General features: G+C 45.9%; 9 protein-coding genes. 1 reads left to right on the top strand and 8 read right to left on the bottom strand.

From position 1 onward, the window contains the following. Positions 1-9 precede the first annotated feature (9 nt). The 7 genes from HP399_RS04180 to HP399_RS04145 form a co-directional block, all read right to left on the bottom strand. The gene (locus tag HP399_RS04180) at positions 10-7,125 is read right to left on the bottom strand and encodes an amino acid adenylation domain-containing protein (protein ID WP_173616913.1); all 7,116 of its coding nucleotides are present in this window, start codon (positions 7,123-7,125) and stop codon (positions 10-12) included. Between the two features lie 934 nt (positions 7,126-8,059). After that, the gene (locus HP399_RS04175) at positions 8,060-13,018 is read right to left on the bottom strand and encodes an Ig-like domain-containing protein (RefSeq protein ID WP_173616914.1); all 4,959 of its coding nucleotides are present in this window, start codon (positions 13,016-13,018) and stop codon (positions 8,060-8,062) included. A 233-nt stretch (positions 13,019-13,251) separates the two neighbouring features. Then, a complete protein-coding gene (locus HP399_RS04170) occupies positions 13,252-13,779 on the bottom strand; it encodes a hypothetical protein (protein ID WP_173616915.1) in 528 nt (175 codons plus the stop codon). After that, positions 13,760-15,544: a sensor histidine kinase gene (locus HP399_RS04165; RefSeq protein WP_173616916.1), complete on the bottom strand. Its 1,785-nt coding sequence runs from the start codon at positions 15,542-15,544 to the stop codon at positions 13,760-13,762. Before HP399_RS04165 ends, HP399_RS04170 begins: the two co-directional genes overlap by 20 nt. Next, a complete protein-coding gene (locus tag HP399_RS04160; protein ID WP_017251702.1) occupies positions 15,541-16,221 on the bottom strand; it encodes a response regulator transcription factor in 681 nt (226 codons plus the stop codon). Before HP399_RS04160 ends, HP399_RS04165 begins: the two co-directional genes overlap by 4 nt. A 269-nt stretch (positions 16,222-16,490) precedes the next feature. After that, positions 16,491-19,061, bottom strand: coding sequence for a winged helix-turn-helix domain-containing protein (locus HP399_RS31075; RefSeq protein ID WP_173616917.1), 2,571 nt, complete (start codon positions 19,059-19,061; stop codon positions 16,491-16,493). A 240-nt stretch (positions 19,062-19,301) separates the two neighbouring features. After that, positions 19,302-20,420 (bottom strand): hypothetical protein, encoded by a 1,119-nt coding sequence (locus HP399_RS04145; protein ID WP_173616918.1) that lies wholly within the window; start codon positions 20,418-20,420, stop codon positions 19,302-19,304. 136 nt (positions 20,421-20,556) lie between these two features. Between HP399_RS04145 and HP399_RS04140 the strand changes: the two genes are divergently transcribed. Next, positions 20,557-21,630, top strand: a complete 1,074-nt coding sequence (locus tag HP399_RS04140) for an RDD family protein (protein ID WP_173616919.1) — start codon at positions 20,557-20,559, stop codon at positions 21,628-21,630. Positions 21,631-21,739: 109 nt separating this feature from the next. Here HP399_RS04140 and HP399_RS04135 read toward each other — a convergent pair whose 3' ends face one another. Beyond that, positions 21,740-24,061 (bottom strand): S9 family peptidase, encoded by a 2,322-nt coding sequence (locus HP399_RS04135; RefSeq protein WP_173616920.1) that lies wholly within the window; start codon positions 24,059-24,061, stop codon positions 21,740-21,742. Between the last annotated feature and the right edge of the window lie 172 nt (positions 24,062-24,233).

Genomic DNA, 24,233 nt, shown 5'->3' with positions numbered 1-24,233 from the left:
CAGCACCTCCTAATGATTACTCCACATTTCCAGCAGTTGTTTTTCTTCCTCTTCTGAAATCAGTCGCAAGCCTTCTATTGACTCCTCAGGATATGCCATCACTTGCTCGAGCCAATTCACAAAATGTCCGATCATTCGTTCTATACTGGACGGATTAAATAGGTCTGTGTTGTAGCCAAATGAAATCGTCAACGAATGCTCTGAATTGACTTCTATTGAAATCGACAAATCAAATTTAGCTACCTTGATGGTGCTTTTCACTGGCTCAATTTTTCGATTTGGCCATTGCTTTACGTTTCTCAGGTGAGTCTGCATCGTAAAAATCGTTTGGAAGACAGGGGAGTAGCTTGCATTTCGCTCTGGCTTGCGAGCCTCTACTATTTTTTCAAAGGGCACATCCTGATTTTCTTGCCCGCGCAACGTTTTTTCTTTGACTTGGGCGACCAATTGCCTAAAGCTTGGATTGTCTTCGACGTTCACTCTGTAAACCAGCGTGTTTACAAAGCACCCGATTAACCCTTCCATTTCTTTTCGCGTGCGATTCGCAACCGGGCTTCCTACTAAAATGTCTGTTTGTCCGGTATAGCGAGAGAGAAAGCCCTGATAGGCAGCCAGTAATGTCATGAACAAGGAAGCACCCTCTTGTTTGCTAAAAGCTTTTAGCTTTTTTAATAATGCAGGTGCCAAATCGATATGCTGCATGTCCCCTGCATACGTTTGAATCGCTGGCCGTGGACGGTCGAATGGCAACTGAAGCACCGTAAGCTCGTCTGCAAGTTCATTTTCCCAATACGCCACTTGCTCTTTCATCGTCTCATCCGATAGCCATTGTCTTTGCCACACAGCAAAGTCCCCGTATTGAATGGATAACGGTGGCAGATCGGCAGGCGTTCCGCTGACTGCTTCTTCATAAAATGCCATCCACTCGTCCAACAAGATATCCTCTGACCAGCCATCGAAAACAATATGATGTACGGTACAAAGAAGAACATACTCCGATTCATCCTGCTTAATCAGCTCGGCTTCAATCAACGGTCCTTGACTCAAGTCAAATACGCGATCAGCACTCCGTTGAATAGAATGCTGGACCTGCTTTTCTCTTTCATCCGCGGAGAGACTGCTTACATCCATGACAGGTAATGATCTTGGCTGATGCGGCTTAACGAGCTGTACAGGGACGCCATTTTGTTTTGCGAATACGCTACGAAGCATTTCGTGACGTTCAATCAATTGGTTAAATCCTGTTTCTAATCCGGCAACATCCCACGAACCGCTTAAGCGCCATACATATGGAATGTTATAGACGTTGCTTCCAGGCTCCAGTTGGTCAAAAAACCACAACCGGTGCTGCGCAAAAGATAACGGGATCGGTTCCGTTCTATCCACTTGCAGGAGCGCAGGCAATTGAACCATTTTCTCGCCTTGTCGCAATTCGGTTAGCCGCTTAGCCAAGCCTTCAATGGTCGGGCAATCAAAGATCGCTCGGAGAGGTAGATGTTGACCAAACACTTCTCGTATGCGCGATACAACCTGTGTTGCCAAAAGGGAATGTCCGCCCAATTCAAAGAACGAATCAAATACCCCAATTTGGTTTACTCGTAAAATTTTACTCCATATGAGTGCGAGCAATTCTTCCGTTGAGTTTCGCGGCGCTGTGTAGTGATGGCTTACAATGTGGATCTCAGGCAGTGGCAATGCTTTACGATCTAATTTGCCACTCGATGTGAGCGGCATTTCCCCCACCCGTACAAAATAAGAAGGAATCATATACGGCGGTAACTGTTTCTGTAAATGGCTTTTTAATGTCTCGACCTCTGATGCCCCACTGTAATAAGCAATTAATCGTTTATCCCCCGGCTCATATTCATGGGCAATGATTGCAACTTCTCCTGCCCCTTGCTGCTTCCTCATAACCGCTTCGATTTCACCTAATTCAATCCGATAACCGCGAATTTTCACTTGATTATCCATACGCCCGATATACTCAATATTGCCGTCTGGCATCCACCGCGCGTAGTCACCTGTCTTGTATAGCCTTTCAGATAGATTGCCAAAAGGATTCGGGACAAAACGTTCAGCTGTTAACTCGGGTTTTCCGATATACTCTCGTGCAAGACCAATACCCCCAATAACCAATTCTCCCATCACACCTATTGGTTGCAGATCCCCTTCCTTATTGAGGATGTAAGCTTGAATATTATCCATAGGCTTACCAATAGGGATTACCTTGCTATCGGCATGGCAATCATAGTAGGTCACTTCAATTGTCGTTTCCGTAGGACCATACAGATTGATAAGCGTCGTATGATTCCGTTGCCCGATTAATTGATGAAAACGTTGAACCTGATCCGTACTCAAAGCTTCCCCGGTCGTATAAACTCGCTGTAAAGTTTTGATTTCCTCTGCGCAATCCACGTTCTCCAAATGGTCTAAAAAGATGCTGAGCATAGATGGAACAAAATGAATATAAGTTACTTGGTACTGGGCAACCGTTTTGATAATAAGCTCCGGGTCTTTCTCTGCATGGGGAGCGAGGAAACATAGTTTGCTGCCAGTGAAAAACCATAGGACTAACTCCGTTACGGAAACATCAAAACAATAGGGAGTTTTTTGCATAATGGTGTCATACTCGCCCATAGGATAGCGATGGACCATCCAGTTCATCCGATTGACAACCGAGCAATGTTCGATCATGACTCCTTTTGGTGCTCCCGTCGAACCTGAGGTATAGATGACGTACGCCAAATTTTTCGAATGGGCAACGGACTCAAGATTATCGCATTCCACATCCTGATCCGGCCTATTCTCTTCAAATAACAGAACAGGTCCATTGAAACCGATCGCTGTCCTGAATTTCTCTTGCATGACGACGACCTTCGTATCGCTATCCCGGAGAATATAGGACAGTCTTTCTTTCGGAGCCACTGTGTCCATCGGCATATACGCTCCACCCGCTTTTAGAATGGCAAGAATACCAATCATCATGTCGGGAGAACGCTCACTCATTAATCCTACTAATGTATCCGGCTTCACTCCCATATTTCGCAATTTGCTTGCCAGGAAGTTTGCCCTGTTGTTTATTTGCCTGTAGGTCCATTGTTCATTGCCGAATACAACCGCCATTCGCTCTGGCGTCCGGGCAGCTTGCTCCTCGAATATTTGATGGAGCGTTTTCTGATCCTCAAACGCAACTTCCGTGTCATTCCACTCTTGAAGGATTTGGTTCTGCTCAGAAGCGTTCAGCATAGGCATGGAATGCAACGTCCGGTCACTGTGTGTAAGAACGCTTTTCAGCAATTCAATATAATGCGCGAACATGCGGCGCATAGTAGATTCGTCATACAAATCCGTATTGTATTCCCAGTCAAGGCTTATACTTCCGTATTCATCCTTTGTTAAAAGGGAAGAAGCGAGCTCCTCGTGATTCGTCACCACTACGTTGATATCAAATTTGGCGGATCCGTTGCTAATGCCTTCGGTGAGTTGAATATTCAGGTTGGATACAGGTAGATGAGTGACTTTTGCATCCTGGAAACTAAACATGACTTGGAATAGAGGGTTACGGCTTTGATCACGCTTCAGTTTTAAGGCATCGACTACTTGATCAAAAGGAATCTCTTGATTCTCGTACGCTTCCAAAGCTGACATCTTCACGTCTTGCAATACATCCTGGAACGTCATATTGTCGGTAAATTGCTGACGGATCACAATATTGTTCACAAACATTCCGATCAATTCTTCCGTGTCTTTCCAGCGCCGATTCGCGACACCCGAACCTACTATAATGTCTTCTTGATTGGAATAACGATGGAGCAAGGTTTGAAACGCAGCCATCATGACCATAAATAAGGTCGTGTTTGTTTTCATGCAGTAATCACGCAGTTGAAGATACAGTTCTTCCGGTATTAATTGGGTGAACATATTCCCGTGAAAGGTTTGATTTACTGGTCGTGGCCTGTCAGTGGGCAGTTCCAGAACCCCATTCGCCCCTTGCAATAGATTCTTCCAGTACGTTAACTGCTTGTTTTCCTTGCCGCGCTTAAACAACTCATTTTGCCATACGCAATAGTCTGCGAATTGAATCGGCAACTCAGCCAATGGAGATGGTTTATTTTCAAGATAGGCACTGTACAGCGTAAACAGCTCTTTTAAAAATTTGCGGAACGACCATCCATCATGAATCAGATGATGCTCCACAAACAGAATGACGGACTCCAACTCAGAAATCTTGTAAACAATCCAGCGGGCTAATGGCAGCTGCGCGATATCAATCGGATTTTTGATCTCCATTTGGATCAATCTATGGACTTCAGCGGCACGATCACTCTCAGGTAAGTGCGAAACATCCATGACAGGCAATTCCACATCGAATGGTTCATAGATCACTTGATACGGTTGCCCATTTTTCTCATGAAAAACGGTTCGGAATATTTCATGTCTGCGCACAATCTCTGTAAAACACTTATTGAGAATGGGGAGCTCCAGCATCCCACGCACTTTCATTGTGGCTTGAAAAATATAAGCCGAATTATTAGCGCTTAGCTGTTCTAAAAACCACACTCTTTCTTGCGAATAAGAAAGCGGCAATTCTCGATCTCGTGATACCCTCTTTATGGCAGGTAACGCATCTACTGCATTTACCTCATCTGCGGCAGTTACAATCGGCACGATGCTCCGAATCGTCGGATATGTAAACAGAGCAGACAACGGAATCTCTTTCTTGAAAAGAGCACGGATTCTGGCAATAACCTGAGTCCCCAACAGCGAATGTCCGCCTAATTCAAAGAAATTATCCTCGACGCCAATCTCATCGTATCCGAACAAATCCTTCCAAATGTCCAAGAGCTTCATTTCCCATTCTGTATCCGGTTTTACATATTCCGTCGAAACATGCGGGCGACTATTGCCTACCTCTGGCAGTGACTTACGATCAATTTTTCCGCTGGGAGTAAGCGGGAAAACATCCATTTTCACAAAATAGGCCGGAACCATGAACTCTGGAAGCTGAGCCTTCAGATAATCACGCCATTCTGTTACCGTTCCAGACCCTATCACATAAGCGATCAGCTTGTTATTTTCATAGGCGTCTTTTTTCGCGACAATGATTGCTTGTTCAACAGTCGAATGATTGCCTAGAGTGACTTCAATTTCCTCTAGCTCAATTCTGTACCCTCTCACTTTTACCTGGTTGTCATTCCGCCCGATATACTCCAAGTTTCCGTCGGCCAGGTATCGAACCAAATCTCCCGTTCGATACAACCGCGAGTCTGATCCCGCACAATACGGGTTGGAAATAAAGCGTTCCTTTGTCAATTCAGGACGGTTCAAGTAACCTCTTGCTACGCCTGATCCGCCGACATACAGCTCTCCGGCAACTCCGACAGGTTGAATTTGCAAATGCTCGTTCAACACGTATAACTGTGTATTGGCATTCGGTTTTCCAATGGGTATTTGCGTGTGTGTTTCATCTGGATGGCATTTGAAGCTGGCAACCTCGACTGTCGTCTCTGTCGGCCCATACGTGTTGTATAAGCTGGTACCATGAGGAATGGTCAATCGATCGATACTTTTCGTAACAACATGAGGCGGAAGCACTTCCCCTCCAACTGTGATGTATTTCAAGGAGGATAATGCAGAAGAAGAACCATAATTTTCTATACAATCCAAGACGGCTTTCAACATAGTCGGCACAAACTCAAGATGGGTAATTTTATGCATCTCGACTGCTTTCACAAGCAAGGCGGGGTCTTTCTCATCGCTGTTCGGGAGGATGTACAAGCTAGCACCTTTCAACATCCACCAAAAGAGTTCCCAAACAGACGCATCAAAGGAAACAGACGTTTTTTGCAAAAGCCTGTCCGTTTGTAAAAGCGGACTGCGACTCTCCAGCGTTTGAAGAAAATTCATAACGGAATGATGCTCAATCATTACGCCCTTCGGATTTCCTGTCGAGCCGGAGGTGTAGATGACATAAGCAAGATTGTGGCCGTTTACTTCCATTGCAGGAGGCTCCGTGCTTTCATTCGACAAAATTTTGCAATAATCCAACAATTTAACCACTTTTATTCCGTCAGGCACTTTCGTCGCGGACGCTTCATCCGCAATCACTACTTGTAAAGCTGCATCCTCCAAAATATAGTGGAGTCTTTGAACGGGATAAGCAGGATCGATCGGTACATAGGCGCCTCCTGCTTTCAACACACCCAATATGCTCACGATCATTTCAATGGAACGCTCTTGGCATATTCCCACCAGCACTTCACTCGTTACGCCAATCTTTCGGAGGTAATTCGCTAATTGATTTGAGCGGAGATCCAATTCCCTATAGGTCATCTTCTCTTGCTTAAAAACGAGCGCAATGGCATCGGGATTCCGATTGGCTTGGAAATCAAAGGCAGCCAAGATTGTGCCAGGAACATTCGTGGGTTCATCCTTCCTGCACCACTCGTCTACCAGTTCTCTCTCTTGGTTTTTGGATATCAGTCTTAATAAATCGATAGGAGTATCGACATTAGTAATTACTTGTTCGATCCAGTTATGGAAGTTCTCGATCATTCGTCGTATCGTTTGTTGTGTAAATAGGAAGGAATTATATGTAAATGTTATGCGCATTCCCTCAGCCTCTTCGACATCAACACGCAGCTCTACATTTTCTATTTGGGAATCGACAAAAAGTCTGTTATCCTCATCCCCAGCTTTTCTCGCTCTTAAAAAGGTATGAAATAATTTCGTAGTTTCGGAGCTATTGGCAAGCTTCTCCTCAATCCCATTCTCTCTGACTTCGTTCAATAGCTGCTTAAAATTCTTCGTTCCACCAACAATCACTCGACTTGCAAAAAAAGCAGAACTACCACCCGCTATCGCACCAATCCGAATGTCGTTTTGCCCCGTATATCTGTAAAGATAGCTATGGTATGCAGCCAAGAATAGCGTAAACATGTCGGTCTCTTCTTGCTCGCAAAGTAAACTCGCTTTCTCCCCTATCGTTTTTGACAGATCAATCAATTGCGTCTCTTCCACATAGCGAGCATTCTTATGTCTGGGGACATCAAACGGAAGCTGCAGTAATGGAGCCTCTCCTGCCAATTCTGAAAGCCAATGATTCACTTGATCTTCCATGGTCATGGTTATCCTCCCTTTTTGAGCTTGATAATGAAGGGGGAACCCTCTAAACTTATGAAGTTCCTCACCCGCTCTGCTTGATCAGACTTTTAAAATGGATATTGGTCGGTAAGCCTCCCCCTCCTTTACAAGTAGGCGTTGACTCATCGAATCGTCCACGATAAAGACTGGACACACGATTGGTTAAGGTGAATCAAATAGAAAAAGGGAAAAACAGAGGAATAGTTGACCAAACAAACATGTTGCTTTCAAATTTTATCGTGCATGTTCAAAGCGGCTACAAACGAGATGTGAAAGGGAAGGTAACTGAATCGAATTGCTATGAATTCGCGAAAAAAGTGGAGTAGTGTTTGAATACAGTTGCGTATGAAACACCTATGCAGGAAAGCCTTGTAATTGAATGGTGAATTGTTCTTTCGAATCGTGGAAAGGCAGCTTCAGATTCTACTAGGAAGAGGGGAATTTTTAGAACAATTACCTTTTATAAGCATAAAATGTAATAGATTACCATTTAAGGGCATTATACCATATCTGAATTTTATGTCAAATATTAGCATAGACATTGGTTTATCATAAAACAAAAATAGACATGTTTACCTTCTCGGGTTGGCTGGTGTAGAAATTGATCGATACCTGAGAAGGTTGAACATGTCTATTTTTCTTTGTAGAAATTTGCTTACTCGATACGTAAAATCATTAACTTTGAAAAAGGGTATACCCTCCTACTACTATCGAGACTGCAAATAAAATACCGAAGTACCACTTCGTAAATCGAAGACTGAACCACGAGCCTTCCCACCATAAGATCCCAAAAAAAATAGCGCCTACCATGATGCTAGTTGCAAAAGCAATGAGTGCATTTTCCATATTTCTTCACCTTTTAAACAGAATGGAAAAGAGGCTGCCCTCCACAGTAGATCGAACAGCCTCTTTTCATTTACCTGACCGTAATGTTAATCGTAATGGTCTCGCCGCCGTATTCCACAGTAATGGTTGTTTTACCAGATTCCAGTGCGGTCACGATACCATTTTCTACGGTCGCAATCTCAGGATCTTTCACTGTCCATTCAGCATCCTTGGTGACGATCTCCTCGTATCTATTTTCATAGACCGCATACAGGACGATCTCTTCAGTATTGTCTGCCTTCAAGCGCAGTGAAGAGCGCGATACTCGCAAGTTTTTCACTTTCTTTTCCTCTACGACGAGCACACGATTGGTTACCTTTTTACCGCCATATTTCGCAGTAATGACAGCCTTCCCTTCAGCCAGCGCTGTCACTTTTCCCTCTTTTGTTACTTCGATGATCTCTTCGTCGCTAGAGGACCAAGCTGCTTTCTCTGTCACCTCTTCGGTGTTCTTATCACTGAAGACGGCTGTCAGCGTTAGCTGCTTTTCATCATCGACTTCCAGCACCAAATCCTTGAAGGAAGTCGTCAACGAACGAATCGTTTTCTTAGAAACCGTCACCGGAATCTCCAGTGCCTCGCCCATATAGCGAACGGTAACGATGTCTTCTCCCTCTTCTTTTCCTGCCGTAATGCGGCCCTGCTTGACGGTAACCAACCCGTTTTCCGTGTCGTATTCCACATTTTTGTCTCTCGTGATGTCTTTGCGTTTTTTGCCTTCTACCTTATAGAGTCGTAAGGTCGCGGTTACTCTTGGCTTAATCCAGAAGGACGGTTCGTTTGTTTCCAACTGGAAGGTAGCTATTTCCTTAACAGTTACTTCCACCGAATCGGTTTTCTTCCCGTCCTCGGTCGTCACTGTAATCGTCACAGTTCCCGGAGCTACCGCTGTGATCTTGCCTTCCTCATCTACCTCGACGATTTCAGCGTCACTGCTTTCCCACTTGACTCGTTTGTTGGAGGCATTCGCTGGTTTTACAGTGGCACGAAGGCTTTCTGTATCGCCCACACGCAGCGTTAACTCCTCATCCTCTAACTCAACTCCGGTGACCGGCTCTCCTGTTGGCGGATTTGACACATATAACTCAATGGAATCATCCAGTTCGACCGTGTTTCCTGCCAGGTCGCGAAGCTGGATCAGAACTTTTTTCGTGCCATTGCCATACGTCAAGCTCCACGGTACCGTTCCCGTCACTTTTTCCCAGCTGCTCCACTTGCCTTGGTCATTGGAGATGCGCATCTCTACATCTCCCAAATTGTCCGTGGCAGTAACATGCAGTCTCACGCTGGTAGAGTTGGTTAGACGATCATCATTGTTGATGACGAACGTTCCCGTTGGTGCTGTCTTATCCAAAGTAAACGTGATCTTGGTTTCGTTTCCGGAAGCATCTACGACCCGCAGTTCATGCTTGCCTTCACTTGTTACCTGGTCACCACTTGCGAACGGAGCACTATTCAGCGTCGCGGTTCCTTCGTTGAATGTGATTGTCACGTCATCTTTGTAAATGCCCTTGTCCTCGACTCCTGTAACAACTGGCGAATCTGCATCCAGATCGATCGTATCGGAAACGGTTGTGATGTGCCCTGCCCTGTCTGTGATCTGCATCTCGACGGTCTTGGTTCCATCACCGGACTTCAACTGCCATGCTTTGGTCGCAGTTACTGCCTCCCAATCGCTCCAGTCGTTGTCACCATTTGCGAAGCGGATCTGTACAACGCTCGTACTGTCGTTCGCTGTGATGGCGAGCGTAACATCACGGGACTTAGTGTAATTGTCTCCGTTATTGATCGTGATGGATCCAGTCGGCGCCACCACATCGAGTTCAATCGTATCACTTAGCTTTGTGACGTTCCCCGCTTTATCCCGCAGCTTGACATAGACCGTTTTGGTTCCGTTTGTACTGCCATCAGCCAGCTTCCATGCTTTTGTCGCTGTGACTCGCTCCCACGTACCCGAATTGTCATCCGCGTTAGAGATTGCCATCTCGATGTCGTCTGAATTTCCTGACGCAGTGAGTTGCAGCGTAACATCTTCTGTTTTTGCAAATTCGGCTCCGTTATCGATGCTGAGCGTTCCAGTCGGTGGTGTTTTATCCAGCGTGAAACGAATCGTCGTGCGATTTTGTGCCTCGTCTGTTACGACTAGTTCATACGATCCTTCCGCACTGACAACAGAACCGCTCGTAAACGGATTGCCGTTCAGTAATGCTGTTCCCTCGTTGAAGGTAATCGTTACGTCGCTCGCATAGACACCATCCTGGGCGACTCCTGTGACGACTGGTCCAGTAGAATCCAGCGTGATTTGCTTTTGAAGGGCAATTTGGTTTCCGGCCGGATCTCTCAGCTCGAGATAGACCGTTTTGGTTCCATTCGCACTATTCAGATCCCATGGAATGTCGCCTTTTGATGGTGCCGCTTTCCAATCGCTCCACGTCAGGTTGTCATTGGACAAGCGCATTTCCACACCATGAGCATCAGCCGACTCCACACTCATTGTAACTTTGCTCGTGTTGGTATGCGACTGACCTTGATTGATCTCAAAAGCACCCGTAGGGTTGGTCATATCGAGTGTGATCTCATCGGTAAAGCTAGCAATATTCCCTGCTTTGTCCTTTACTTCCATGTAAACCGACTTGGTTCCGTCCCCAGTCGGCAAGGTCCACGCCTTTGTTGGAGTCAGCGCTTCCCAAGAAGTCCAATTGGCTGGATCACTCGTATCATGGGAAAAGCGCATCTCTAGATCATTGCTGAAATCGGTAACAGCAATTTGTAATGTGGTTGCAAGTGAATTGGTATAATTGGCGTCACCATTGATCTTGAGACTGCCTGACGGCTTTGTTTGATCAATCGAAAATGCAAGCAATGCTGTATTGCCCGCTTCATCCGTGACAATCAACGTATAAGCGCCATCCTCATTGACGATTTCTCCGTCAGCTATCGTCTTTCCGTTCAAGGTCGCCTTTCCTTCGTTGAAGCTGATCGTGACACTCTGATTGTACAGCTTGTTGTTCTCTACCCCTGTGACAGCAGGTGCAACCGTATCGAGTGTAATCGATGCCTGTAAATCATGGGGGTTGCCAGCTTCGTCGATCAACTGTAGATAGACCGTTTTCTGTCCATCCCCATTTGTTAGCTTCCAAGCCTTGGCGGTCGCCACATCCTCTAGCGCACTCCAGCTGATGTTATCGTTGGACAGCTTCATTTTCACCTTGCTGGAAACGTCAGTGGCATCGATTTGCAAAGTGACATCTTGGTTATTCGTATGGGTGGCTCCGTTATTGATCGCAAGAGTTCCAGTAGGCGCGGTTTTATCTAGGGTAAAGGTTACCGTAGTCGTATTCCCCGCTGTATCCGTCACTACCAGCGTATACCTGCCCTCCATACTCACCTTTGTGCCGCTGGCAAAAGGAGCACCATTCAATGTTGCTGTCCCATCATCGAAGACAGGTGTGACATCTGCCGTGTAGAAGCTGCCATTCGCAACCCCCGTCACAACAGGTGGCGTTTTGTCTAACTCGATGGTATCCGATGTCGTAAACAGATTCCCTGCACCATCACGGAACCTCGCGTAGACCGTTTTTTGTCCATCTCCACTAGCCAAGTTCCATTCCAGCTTGTTGTTGGCTGGGACAGGTATCCAACTGCCTGTAAAGTTGTTATCATTCGACAACATCAGTTCTACCGGGCCGTTCGCATCACTACCCTGAATGGTAAGCTCTACCTTTTCTGATGAAGTGGCTACGTTCCCATTATTGATCTCGATGGTCCCTGCCGGAGGTGTCGTATCCAGCACAATGCTATCCTGTGCTTGCAGAACAGTTCCTGTTCCATCTCGCAGCTCCATGAAGACCGTTTTGGTCCCTTCGCCTGTTGTGAGAGTCCACGTCACAGGTGTCACAAACGACTTCCATTCGCTCCAAGGACCACCTTCCACATTCGTCAAACGGTACTCGGGCTTGGCCGCGTCGGGATCATCATGGGTCATGGTGAGCGTCACATTTGCTGAATTCGTAATCGCAGCACCGCCATTGATGGTAACCGTCGCTGTCGTAAGTGGTTCATTTACATCTGTCACCTGGATGGTCATCGTCTTGGTAAAGAAATTGCCAGCCGAGTCTGTTGCGGTGATCGGTACATAGTAAGTCGACTTCGTTTCAAAATCAAATTTTTCCGTTGCCTTCAGTTGATTTCCCTCAATAGTAAATGGCACCGGATTGTTTAGAATGCTGAACGTAACAGTATCTCCTTGATCAGGATCTACTGCCGAAAGCGTACCAACTACCGCTCCTATTTGATTGTTTTCAGGAATCGAATGGGACGATAAGAGGATATCGGTTGGTGGAGTGTTAGCAGCATAAGTGATTTCTAGCTGAGAAGCGAAGCTGGGATTTATTTTGTCGTAAAAAACGATTTGAGGTTGATACAAAAGTGGTACTGGCGGCGCTGTTTGTCGTCCTCTTAAAACAAAGGTAGCCTTTTTGTCTGAAACATTGGTCTTAACAAAGCTGGTTACATCAAACGATTTCCACCCTGTGAAATTATCGGGAAGCATCTCATTTGCTATGATTCTTTCACTATGCATAGGTATCGTCAACGTAGAATCATCGTTCCAGCTGTCATCAGACGAGCCCCATAGATCAATAAAGGGCTTATCTCCACCTGTTATATCTACCTTATGCACATAAATTTTCAGGAAAGCAGACTCAATTTTCTTCTCACTTTTCACGCCGCTCAGGTCAAAACGCAGGGCAGCATTCGCAGCCCCATAATCCCCGCCAGAGTCTCGCGCATAGCCGACGATCAACGCGTTCTGAATCAATTCAAATTGCATTCCATCTGGATAGGCACCAGACGCATCCACGAACTTGTCCGCCTCTACTCGAATCACATCTGTAAGATCAGCTGCGTTCACTTTTTCTTGAATAAACACAGGTTGGACAATTGCAAATAGCAAAGTAAATACCAACAAACGAGCAATTATTCTTTTCATCAATAACACTGTCCTCCTTCCTTCTTCATTTGAATTCCCCCTACTGTCGACACACTCCCCTAGCAAAACATCTAGGTGAAACAAAAATATGGTAACAACAGTCTTTTGCAAAAAATACTAACTAAAGTTATGTCTTTTCGTGATTTATTTCTTCCCAACAAAAAACCCCACCGTAAACATGTGCCAAACAAAATAAAAAGAACCTCAAAAATGAGGTTCCAATTGATCGGACGTTATTTAAGGGTTAGCTCCTTCTCCCATGTCTTTTCATTGCCTTGCTCATTTTGAAAGACCAAAATCAATTTCCCCTTTTCCCCCTTCAACTCATCCTTGTAGTAGAAACTGGATAACGACATGCTACCACCGATGACAAAGCGATTCTCACCAGGGTTACCTTCCATGTCGTTTTTGATCGCTTGCTCTGTCGTGGTTACGATGTCAGTTTTCTCAGACTTCCACTGCATGCTAGCTAATGAATAGCCGGCAGGTCGCTGTTCGATAAAGAAATCGAAGCTATTTCCCTCGATGGGTTTCGGTTCCTGGTCGACCACGACGAGAATTTCTTTTTCCTGCTGTTCTGCGGCCATGTCTTGTGCAACGTTCTCCGGTTGTTTCTCCTTGTTTTCTTTGTTTTCCTGAGGAACTTGCGGCGACACTTGACCAGTCGATTCTTGAGGAAGCGGTGTGCCACAAGCACTAGTAACAAGTGATAGGACCAATACAGCCAGTAAGCTTTTCATATTATTCTTTTTCAGATTCATTGTCATTTCCACCTTTGTTTTCATTTTCAACTAACGTGAAGGAAAAAGCGACTCCATCCACGGTATTTTCCGCACCATAATCACTGCCATGTAGATCGAGGATATGTTTACAGATCGCCAATCCGAGACCCGTGCCGCCAGATTTCCGCCAGCGAGAGCTATCTACTCGATAAAATTGCTCCCATATCCGCGTTAGTTGATCGTCTGGGATGTGCGCTCCTTCATTTTCGATTCGAAACCGGATGCACTCCCGCTCGCGTGCCCCCGTAATCCGAATCTCACTTGATGGATTGGCGTGCCGGACTGCATTGCCGAGCAAATTCACGATCACTTGCTCGATACGTCTTGGATCTGCCCATACGTTTATCTCTTCAGGTAAGGCGATCCTTAGTCGTACCTGCTTGTTTGCCAGCTGTAGTTGAAAGGAAGCAGCTACACGATCTATTACTTCCGATACGGGAAACGATTGTCTACGAAGTAAAATGGCTTTGGCTTCGAATTTGGACAACTCCAGCATATCCATAATGAGCTCGTTCATCTTGTCGACTTCGCTTAAAATGACGTCCATGTATCGCTCCCGCTTTTCATGTGCGACATCATCTTTTAACCCTTCCGCAAAGCCCTTCACAATGCCAAGCGGGTTCTTGAGTTCATGAGAGATGTTTGCAATCAATTCTTTGCGAAGTTGCTCCATTTTTTCCTTATGCTCTAGATCCTCGCGAAGAGTGACGTTGGCACTCGTCAGGTCTTTTAATGTCTGATCCAGCTTGCCGGCTAACGTATTCAGATGGCGTGAGAGCTCACCGAATTCATCCTGAGAATGAATCGAAGCAAGTTCTGTGAAGTCCAGATTAGCCATGCGTGAAGCGGAATGACTCAGCGTAACTAATGGTTTCGTGATGATCTTCGAAAAGACAAAGGACAGTAGCAGTAAGATGACGAGGATGACTGGCGTCGCGTATAGGGAATAGCTGGTCAGCATACTTATTGCATCGCTCACAGGTTGCAGTGTCGTCACCGCTATCATGTACATCGCCTCGCTATGATAGGAGAACCGATGAATGACGATGGCATAGTTTACACCACTCCACGGATCAGTCCACTTCCGCTGGATGAATGATCCGCTTTTCATCTGTGTAATCTCTTCGGATTGCTGCGTCAGCCATGATCCGATTTGATCCTCTACGAGAGAATCCTGATAAAAAGGGTTATGTGCCCGCTGCTGACTAGGTAGCATGAGGTCAGAAATGACACCCGTAACCCGGGTTAGTCCTTTTTCGGATACATTTGTGGATGGACTTTGTCTTGCTATCTGTATCGGCTTCATGATCGTGTCGTTCTCATCCATAAAGATTCCGTCAACGGTAATCGTGTCTCCCGCATGGAGTCCTTCAGGGAGCTCGGTGCTCGTCATTTCTTTTAACGGTAAGGTAATCACTTGATTTTGATTTGCTACGTTTACTTTTAGAAAATAGGGATCAAGATTCATTTGCCTAAGCTGCTCGTTTGCGATCGCAAAGCTGGCATCTGTACGATTCATCAATGTTCCAACCAGCCTATCCAGCTTGTGCTTGCCTGGAGGGAGCTTGGCGTACTCATCTGGGAAAGATGCCATTGCTTGCGAGAGCTCGCTTACTTTCGCGTTTAAATAAAAGCGCTCAAAGAAAAACTTTTCCCCTATCAATATCAAAGCGTAGAGCAAAAAGACAAAAACAAAAGTGGCGGCAAATAATTTTGTCACAACGTTTAGTCGAAGGCGTTTCATCGTTTTGCCTCAAACTTATATCCAAAACGGATCATCGTCTGAATCAGATGCTGCTCTGTATCCAGCTTGGCACGCAGTTTTTTCACGTGGGTATCCACGGTGCGATGGTCGCCAAAGTAGTCCATCCCCCAAACCCCATTCAATATGCTATCTCGGGACAAGACCGTCCCTTCATGCTTGATGAAGAACAGAAGCAGCTCATACTCTTTTGGTGTCAATGAAATCGGGACGCCTGCAATCGTAACGGTGTGAGCGCGTTTGTTTACCGTCAATGCTCCAAACTGAGCGATATCATCTCCCCTCCCGATGCTCCCCTCTGCCCTTTTCATCAGAGCTTTGGCACGGGCCACTAATACTTTTGGACTAAACGGTTTGGTGACATATTCGTCCGCGCCAAGCTCGAAACCCATCAACTGGTCATCGTCGTCTACTCTTGCTGTAATGATCATGATGGGAATGTCGGATTGTTGGCGGATTTTTCTGCACACCGACCAGCCATCCATCTCGGGCATCATAATATCTAGTACAACTAAATCGACAGGGTGCAGAGCGAAAAGCTCCATCGCCATTTTACCGTGCTGTGCTTCGTACACTTCCCAAGCTTCTTTTTTAAAATAATCCGATACAAATTCACGTATGAGCTCGTCGTCCTCTACGAGTAACACTTTCCGTTTCATTTCCGCACTCCTTACTCGTGGTTGTGCATTTATTGCATAGATTACCAGTCTATCGTGAAATTTACGAATCCTTTTCTCACCGTCGCCATTCCTATGACCACCAACCTTGTTATTACAAGATGAGTATAGATGGCTGATGTGACCGTTGTGTGTACATGAGATGGATTTGCAAAGAAAACAAACACCCGAAAATAGCTGAGGCCACTGAAAACATGCAAAACAAGCCTTAGAATCGATTCTAGAGGCTCGTTTTGCTTTCGTTATTTTGTCTAATGGTCGATCTCACTTTCTCTTAATCTGACGATGGCTTGTGCCCGATTTTTCACCTGGAGCTTGCTAAAAATTTGATGCACATGCCCTTTTACCGTTCCCAGTGTGAGATGCAGCTTGTCCGCAATCTCCGAGTTGGATAACCCTTCACCGATCAGTGCCAGCACTTCCGACTCTCTTTCCGTCAATTTTTCCAATGCAGGGGATACCCGAATTTGAATATCGAGCGTAGGAAATTCCTTCTCTACACTTTTAAGCAGCATCGAAAGATAAGCCATCTCTTGCTTGGATACGTTTTTGCTTTTATAGAGCGAATAGAGCATTTTGGCAACGCCAGGGCCTTCATCCAAAAAAGTGCGTACATAGCCTTCTGGTGCGGCTAACGTCACCGCCATGCGCATACACGTCATCGCTTCATGATGCTGTTTTGGGATCATGTAAGCTTGGCTGAGCAGAAGAAAGGCTTCAATCCGACTCCCGAGCCGATCCTTTATTTCCGCCTCATGCTTTAAGCTGGTTAGTAGCATGATGGCTGCACTGTCGTTTTTTAAATAGATGTATACCCGGGCCAACGTCATTCGTTCAAATTCATGTCGGGAAGCGACAATATCGACATTCATTTTGGTGTAGAGCTCGGCCCATTTTTCTATTTCTTCCCGTCGATTTTCTTCGATCCATAATCGGACGCGGAATGTTTCTACAAAAGACATCCAATGGGGAGGCGCATCATGCTGGCGGCAGAGCGATGTGATTTCCTCCATGGCCAGCCACATCTCGTCGTTACGATGCTCTGCTTTTCTCCATCGGGCCAAAGTCAAATACACAGGGACCAATACGCCAAAATTCAAGGAGATGGTGCCTAACTGGATGGCTCGCGGTACGAAATATTTTAGCTGCTCAAAATCATTTTTCTCATAATAAAGCTCAGCCATCACGATGGAACCGTAGGCTAATATGCCAAGACCACTGTGCTTCCAGATCGCTCTTAATTTTGGATAGTATTCATTCACATTGGACAAATACCCGCTCAAGGCCACACGACTACGCAGCACGTACGGCTCATCTGAATTCAACTCTATGCCGACGATGAAGTAGCGGCTGAATTTTGGCTTCATTTGGACCGAATCTTCCATATATTTGAGGGAAAGGTCCACATTTCCCCGCATCACTTCGATATATCCCCGAAGCACACACATTTCTACTCGACAGTCGTCAAAGCTCCCATGATTGGTCCGTGTTGCTTCGTCAGCCAATTGAAGGAGGATTTCCGCCTGATCAATTTCGTTAGATACAGCATGCAGCCAAGCAAAAGCAATGCACAGCTCAGGGTTGCATTCCAACCAGGACTTCTCAAAGTATTTCATCCATCTGCGCAGTGTTATATTTTCGTACTGTTTCAACATCCACGGCGCATGTGCGACGATCAAACGGCTCGCCCGGGTCCAATCTTTTCCGAGAAACGCATGCTCAGTCGCCTCCATTATCCACCCGTGACTTTCAAACCAACAGCTTGCAGAGATATGTAGGGTAGGAAGCAGTTCGTTATATGTTTTCCTTACATGGGAAAGCAGAAGTTCTGCGAACAAATGGTGATAACGATACCACTCATTTACGCCATCCAGCGCGATGACAAATGAATTCGTTCTCTCGAGCATGCGAAGGATGTCGTGAGCGTCCGGCTCTCCGGTAACGGCTGCGCATAGATCTCCTGTCAGACGCGGCAGTATGGACGTTTTCAACAAAAACATCTGCACCTTTTCAGGCAAACGTTTCAATACTTCTTCCGTCAAATATTCTCCGACATACTTATCGTTACCGGAAAATTGATGAATGACCTTAGACGCTTCGGGCTTTCCTTGCATGGATAAGGCTGCTAACTGCAAACCAGCCACCCATCCCTCCGTTCGTTTGCTTAGCGAGCCTATGTCTTGTTCTGACAGACTCAGACCCAGTTGCTCATGGAATAAGCGTCGACACTCCTCCTCATTGAACCGAAGAGTGTCCGAGCCCAGTTGCTTCAACTGTTTCCGAACGCGTAGACGGTGAAGGGCAAAAGGAGGTTCCTCCCGCGTAATCAGGACGACATGCATATAGAAGGAAGCATGCTGGATCAGTGTCTGCAGTCCTTCATGAATGGAAGGCTCCTTAATGAGATGGTAATCGTCCAATACCAGATAAAAATCACGTTCAAACCCCGCAATTTCTTCGAGTAACACGGACATCAACTGCTCAGCAGAAGCCGTGTATTGTGGGTGGAGCACCGAGGAAGATTCTTTGCCCAAGTCTTCCTGAGCCCTATCAATTGCCCTAGCAAAATATCGCCAAAAGCGCACGGGATCATTATCTGATTCATCCAGGGAGATCCAACCGGTCGGTTTGCCGGAATTTTGCGTCCATTGACTGACTGCTGTCGTTTTACCGAAACCGGCTGGCGCGCACACGAGAATCAATCTTGCATCGCCCGCGTCATCGATTTCTTTCAATATCTGATGTCGAAGTAACAAGTCCGAACCATACTTCGGAACATGAAGCTTGGTTGCGATAAGTGGACTGTACGTTAATAAATCCATACGCATCTCCTGCCTAGAAGTAAAATGACATTCATGAAGGAAACATGGAAAGTAGCCTTGCTATCGATGACCTGAAGCGCAATGAGGTTGGCTAACGGGGAAAAAAGTCTATAAAAAGATAGGAAATATTGCTCAGATTAAAGATACAGCAAAGTGATCCCTGAGTGGGTATTTTTTTTATGAACGTTGCATCCAAACAGAGAAAAACCCGACCATTACAGATGTCGGGTTTACTTTGAGTCATCTAAGCATTCTGTTGATTCGTCTAGCTTCTATCGCGACTTTTTTACTGTACAGCCTTTTATCCTGTTTGAGTTGCAGCACCTTGGCACATTGGTGCGCCTTTCTCAAAACATTACTGCTATAGTTGTTTGTCGATTTTAACATCTGGTCGGCCCAGTGGTACGCTTCTCTAGCCAAAGACTCGTCGCTGTCCTTTGCCATCAAGCTGATATCCAACAAGGTCTCGCTCAAACTTCTTCCCAAACCGGCACTCCTCCAGGAGGAAAAGAGTTTGAGCTCTGACTCGCACTGCTTGACGCTGGCAAAAGCCTGAACCCAGTCCTGCTTGAGCAAATGAATTTCGGCCATTTTTAACCAAAGGAATACTTTGTCAAACGAATCTTCCTGTTCCGGGAGATCCTGTGTGAGATAGTGAAGTGCCTTGTCGTACTCTTCCAATTGTTTTGCCTGATGATACAGCAGAGAATAATTCTTTTTGTCAGAGCCCAGCTGCTCTTCTAGCTTTTCCAGTAATTTTCTTGCTTCTGCCATGTTACCGAAATCGCTTGCTCTGTCCATTAACGTAATCAAGGACTCATCCTCGCGATTGGCAGGGTAATTCCTCGCCTTGGATTGAAACCATCGCTCCATATGTTCAGCCGTATACATCGTTTCCAGCTCCTCTTTCTTATTCTGAAAGAAAGAGCTGATTCGGTACAGGTCGTTCTCTTCGATGTACGTGATCGCCTCTTCAATCCCCGCCGAAATGACATACTCGGTGTCAAAGCCATAGTAGGTATCAAAATTGCTTAATTTTGCCTGCTCAAACAGCGGGATATGATTAACATCCTTAAACTTCGCCAATAAATAAGCCACGATGTCCATGGATTCATGTAATCCCTGATAGGGATGGGACTTATGCATCTCAATCTCTTGGCTCATCAAATAGTGCAGGAACTCCTTGTCTGCTTCTGTCACAGTCTGATCGTATTGAAGCTGAACGATCAGCGCGTATCTTTTCAGCCCGTTCTCGTCATAACCGTATGCATCCTTACACTTGCTATAGGCAAAAGAGCCCCAGCGGTCTTTCGAATGTTTGATCACTGGCAATTGCTCGGGTATTTGGTGGATTTCCATATGTAATTCTCCTCTCCCTGGAATGGGACGGCAGCGCCTTACTCATCTTTTTCCATTCTAATCGTCTACAATTGACAATACAATTTTCAAAGTGGTTAAATGTAATATGTTTACATTTTTCAGGAGGTGCACAAAATTGGAGCAACAACCGCCATCACCATTGGTACCGACAGAGTTTTCTCCTCTTCCCCAGCAAGAACCACCAAAAAACATGGGAGATTTATCGAAATCGTACGACAGGGCAACGATTTTTTTCACGAGATGGGGAGCCCATGTTCTTGATCATATTCTTCTCGCTTGTTTTCTAATCGGATTGCTCTCACTTGGGGTTTCCATTGATAAAGACGCTAACGGTCTCTACTTCTTCATCCTAGCCGCCATTATCCTATGTTCTTATTATGTACTGTTAGAAGGACTTACCGGATATACGATCGGAAAATTTACGTTCCGCATCATTGCTGTCAATGCGGAAGGACGACCACCCGGGTTATGGAAATCATTTATTCGTTCCCTCATTCGTCTATTCGAAGCAAATGTATTTCTTATAGGCGGGTTGCCAGCCGGAATCAGTGTGTTGGCTTCCGACAAAAGACAACGGTTAGGCGATCTAGCAGCGAATACATACGTAGTTAAAGTGAAGGATCTGAACAACGTCAGCAAAAAGCAAACAACCGTACTCGCTGTTGTCTTCTCCATCGTAGCTGTTTTATCCATCATTGGTGTGATTTTTGGGATAGTCGATCTCGCATCAAGAACGCCTACCGAAGAAATTTTCTATAGCAAGGATAAAAAATTTCAAATAACAGCCCCTTCGGATTGGGGCAAGGATTCAGCCCTCCACGATGAAGCTGGTTTACAAATCTCCAATCGTTTTAGCGAAAAGTATGTATTGGTGCTGTCAGAATCGAAGCAGGATCTAGACAGTTCATTCACGCTTCAAGATTATGCCCAAGTCATTGAAGCAAACCTTCAAGAGGGTGTAGAAAATGTATCCGTAGATAAACAGATTCGTACGGTAGTCGACAACCAGGTGGCCATCCAATTCAATGCCAAAGGCGAAGTAGACGGCATTAAGGTCGCTTATATTGTGACATTGGTCGAAACGCCTACACATTTTCATCAAATCATGGCTTGGACAGAAGAAAAAAGGTTTGATTCCCTCAAGCAAGAGCTGCAAAAGGTCAGTGCAAGTTTTCGCGAGGTAAAATAGCGACTGCCTTCTCCTCGGAAAAACACTCCGTCGTTTCAATAAAAAATGAAAAGAGGAGCTCTTCTTAGGGCTCCTCTTCGCACTTCTCCGTTTTCATTCCACTCACATGCTATTTCTCTATCGGCTCTTTATCACTGGCCTTTTTGTTGGCTATTTGATTTCCCCACGGAGGTTCTGTTCTCATCAAGTGCCGTACAAAATAATCCCATTTTCTGCGAATAAAGTAAGGCTCCAAAGAAAAGCCGTGATGTCGGTTGGGCAATAGCAGCATGTCAAAATCTTTGTCCGCTTTAATCAGCGCATCCGCCATCCGAATCGTTTGGGAAGGATGCACATTTTCATCCATATCTCCGCTCACCAGTAAGAGCTTTCCTTTCAGATTGGCTGCCAGACGTGCATTGTCTTGATCCCTGTACAGGTCCGGATCATACAAACCTTGATAGCGTTCCGCCCATGCTGCAATATACAGCCGTTGATCATGATTACCACTCGTGGAAACCGCAGCCTTGTAAAACTCAGGAAATGAGAGCATGGCCCTTGTCGAAGCGTAGCCTCCCCCTGACGAGCCCCAAATGCCTACCCGATCAACATCCACATACGGGTAGCGCTCAGCCAATTGCCTTACCGCTGTCACATGGTCAAGCAAACCTCCTGCTTCCTCCAATTTTCCGTTTGAGATATCATGGAACCATTTGGAACGATAAGGTGTTCCCATACCATCTAGGATCAATACGATAAAGCCCAACTGCGCCAATGATTGTCCACCACCCAGCGGGTCATGGCTTCGACCGGGATCGAGCGCGAAAGCTTTCGGCGTATTGATGATCTGTGGTCCCCCGTAAATGTAATCGACGACCGGATACTTGCGTGAAGGATCAAACGGGAATGGACGCAGCATCACCCCATAAAGATCGGTCACACCGTCTCGTGCTTTAACGGTAATCCTCTCTGGAAATTGGTACCCCATCTCGAGCAGCATTTCCACATCAGCGTGCTCCAATTCGCGAATCAGGGTGCCATCTATCGAGCGGAGGACAGAAACAGGCGGCAAATCAACTCGCGAAAACGTATCGACGAAATACTTCATAGTGGGAGAAAACACAACATCATGTTCTGCATCTTCTGGCGTCAGCAACGATAGATCCGTTCCATCCAGGCGAACACGATACAGGTGTTGATAATAAGGATCGCGCCCCGCTTCTAGCCCCCCTCCAGTGATATACACCCATCCCTGCTGCTCGTCCACTGCCATCAATTTTCGTACCGTCCAGGAACCCGATGTGATCGCATTGCGAATTTCCCCCGTATTGCCATCGCAATGGTAGAGGTGGCTCCACCCATCACGCTCTGAGTGCCAGATGAACGAACCATCGGCCAATAACCGAATATTCGGATTAGACGCTCCGAGATTATGCAGGTCTTGGTTCAAAAACGTATCGCTTTCTTCCCGCAGTAGCGTGCAAACCTCACCGGAGCAAGGATCCGCTACGGAAAAATCGACAGAGCGGGCATCACGGGACATCCGGGCGAAATAAACCTGTTTACTGTCGGCTGACCATCCGGCCATTTGCATCCCCGGAGTGAGGGGTGATACTGGACATGCCAGTAAAGGCTCGCTTTCAATTTGGACTGTGGTTCGCCTTTCCAAATCACAGATGACCAGCTCTGCCAACGGTACGTGTGGATCACCAACCAGTGGATAACGGTACGAGTGCAGTACCGGTCTTATTTCTTCGCCCTTCGGAACCGATTGAATCAGATGCAAATTGCGCACCTTTCTTTGGTCAAGTCGATGGGTCAACAGCATCTTGGAATCAGGGGACCAAATGACCACTGGAGGGAGCTTCATGTTTGCCAATCGCTCCGCCACCGTCGAGAGTCGACATTCAGGTTGGGTTCCGTAATCATAGTAAGCCTTGCCGTCGCGGGTCAGCCTGATACGCTTTCCGGTTTCGAGTGACCGAACATACAAGTTATGATCATATACGAACGCCACCCATTTTCCATCTGGAGACGGCAGTTCATCCATCGACGGCTTATCAACATGATCTATGGGCTTGCAACTGTATTCCTGTAAATCACAGATCCAGACAGTACCGCCCACCTTAAACTGGAATGACGATCCATTCTCGGTAAACAAAAGTTCCCCAAGTGGCAATGTTTCTGCGCTATACGTTTCTCCTGCCCTTCTTGACAAACAGACGGCTAATCGTGCGTGATCGAATGCTGGCTGACTCGTATTCTTCTCAGCATCCACGATCACATATTGCCTACCAGTACCCTTTTCCAAACGGATTTCACGGATGTACCAGAAGCGATTTCCGCTGATCCAGTTTGGCCTGAGAAAAGCATTGAATACTGCGTCGTAATAATTGGCAGGATGCAAGCGTTGTGCCCTCTCATACTGTTCCCCTGTGACAACATTCTCCATCTGAATCCCCCTCTTTCAAAGTGAGATACAAGAATCATGTGCTTCACATTTCCGAACGAGAAATTTACTTAATTATCCATTTGTTACATGCATATGTCAAAAGCGAGATAATATATCTCCGAATTTACTTTTTTAGCACCGAACAAATGATTTTTTTTCAAAAAGAAAGAGG

It is taken from the genome of Brevibacillus sp. DP1.3A (genome assembly GCF_013284245.2).
Classification (GTDB): Bacteria; Bacillota; Bacilli; order Brevibacillales; family Brevibacillaceae; genus Brevibacillus.
This window is presented reverse-complemented; position numbering and strand designations above follow the sequence as displayed.

Bases quoted from the DNA above. Each gene is read 5' to 3' on its own strand.
- HP399_RS04180 (WP_173616913.1), bottom strand. From the start codon at position 7,125: ATGACCATGGAAGATCAAGTGAATCATTGGCTTTCAGAATTGGCAGGA.
- HP399_RS31075 (WP_173616917.1), bottom strand. From the start codon at position 19,061: ATGGATTTATTAACGTACAGTCCACTTATCGCAACCAAGCTTCATGTT.
- HP399_RS04135 (WP_173616920.1), bottom strand. From the start codon at position 24,061: ATGGAGAATGTTGTCACAGGGGAACAGTATGAGAGGGCACAACGCTTG.
- HP399_RS04170 (WP_173616915.1), bottom strand. From the start codon at position 13,779: ATGAATCTGAAAAAGAATAATATGAAAAGCTTACTGGCTGTATTGGTC.
- HP399_RS04165 (WP_173616916.1), bottom strand. From the start codon at position 15,544: ATGAAACGCCTTCGACTAAACGTTGTGACAAAATTATTTGCCGCCACT.
- HP399_RS04160 (WP_017251702.1), bottom strand. From the start codon at position 16,221: ATGAAACGGAAAGTGTTACTCGTAGAGGACGACGAGCTCATACGTGAA.
- HP399_RS04145 (WP_173616918.1), bottom strand. From the start codon at position 20,420: ATGGAAATCCACCAAATACCCGAGCAATTGCCAGTGATCAAACATTCG.
- HP399_RS04175 (WP_173616914.1), bottom strand. From the start codon at position 13,018: ATGAAAAGAATAATTGCTCGTTTGTTGGTATTTACTTTGCTATTTGCA.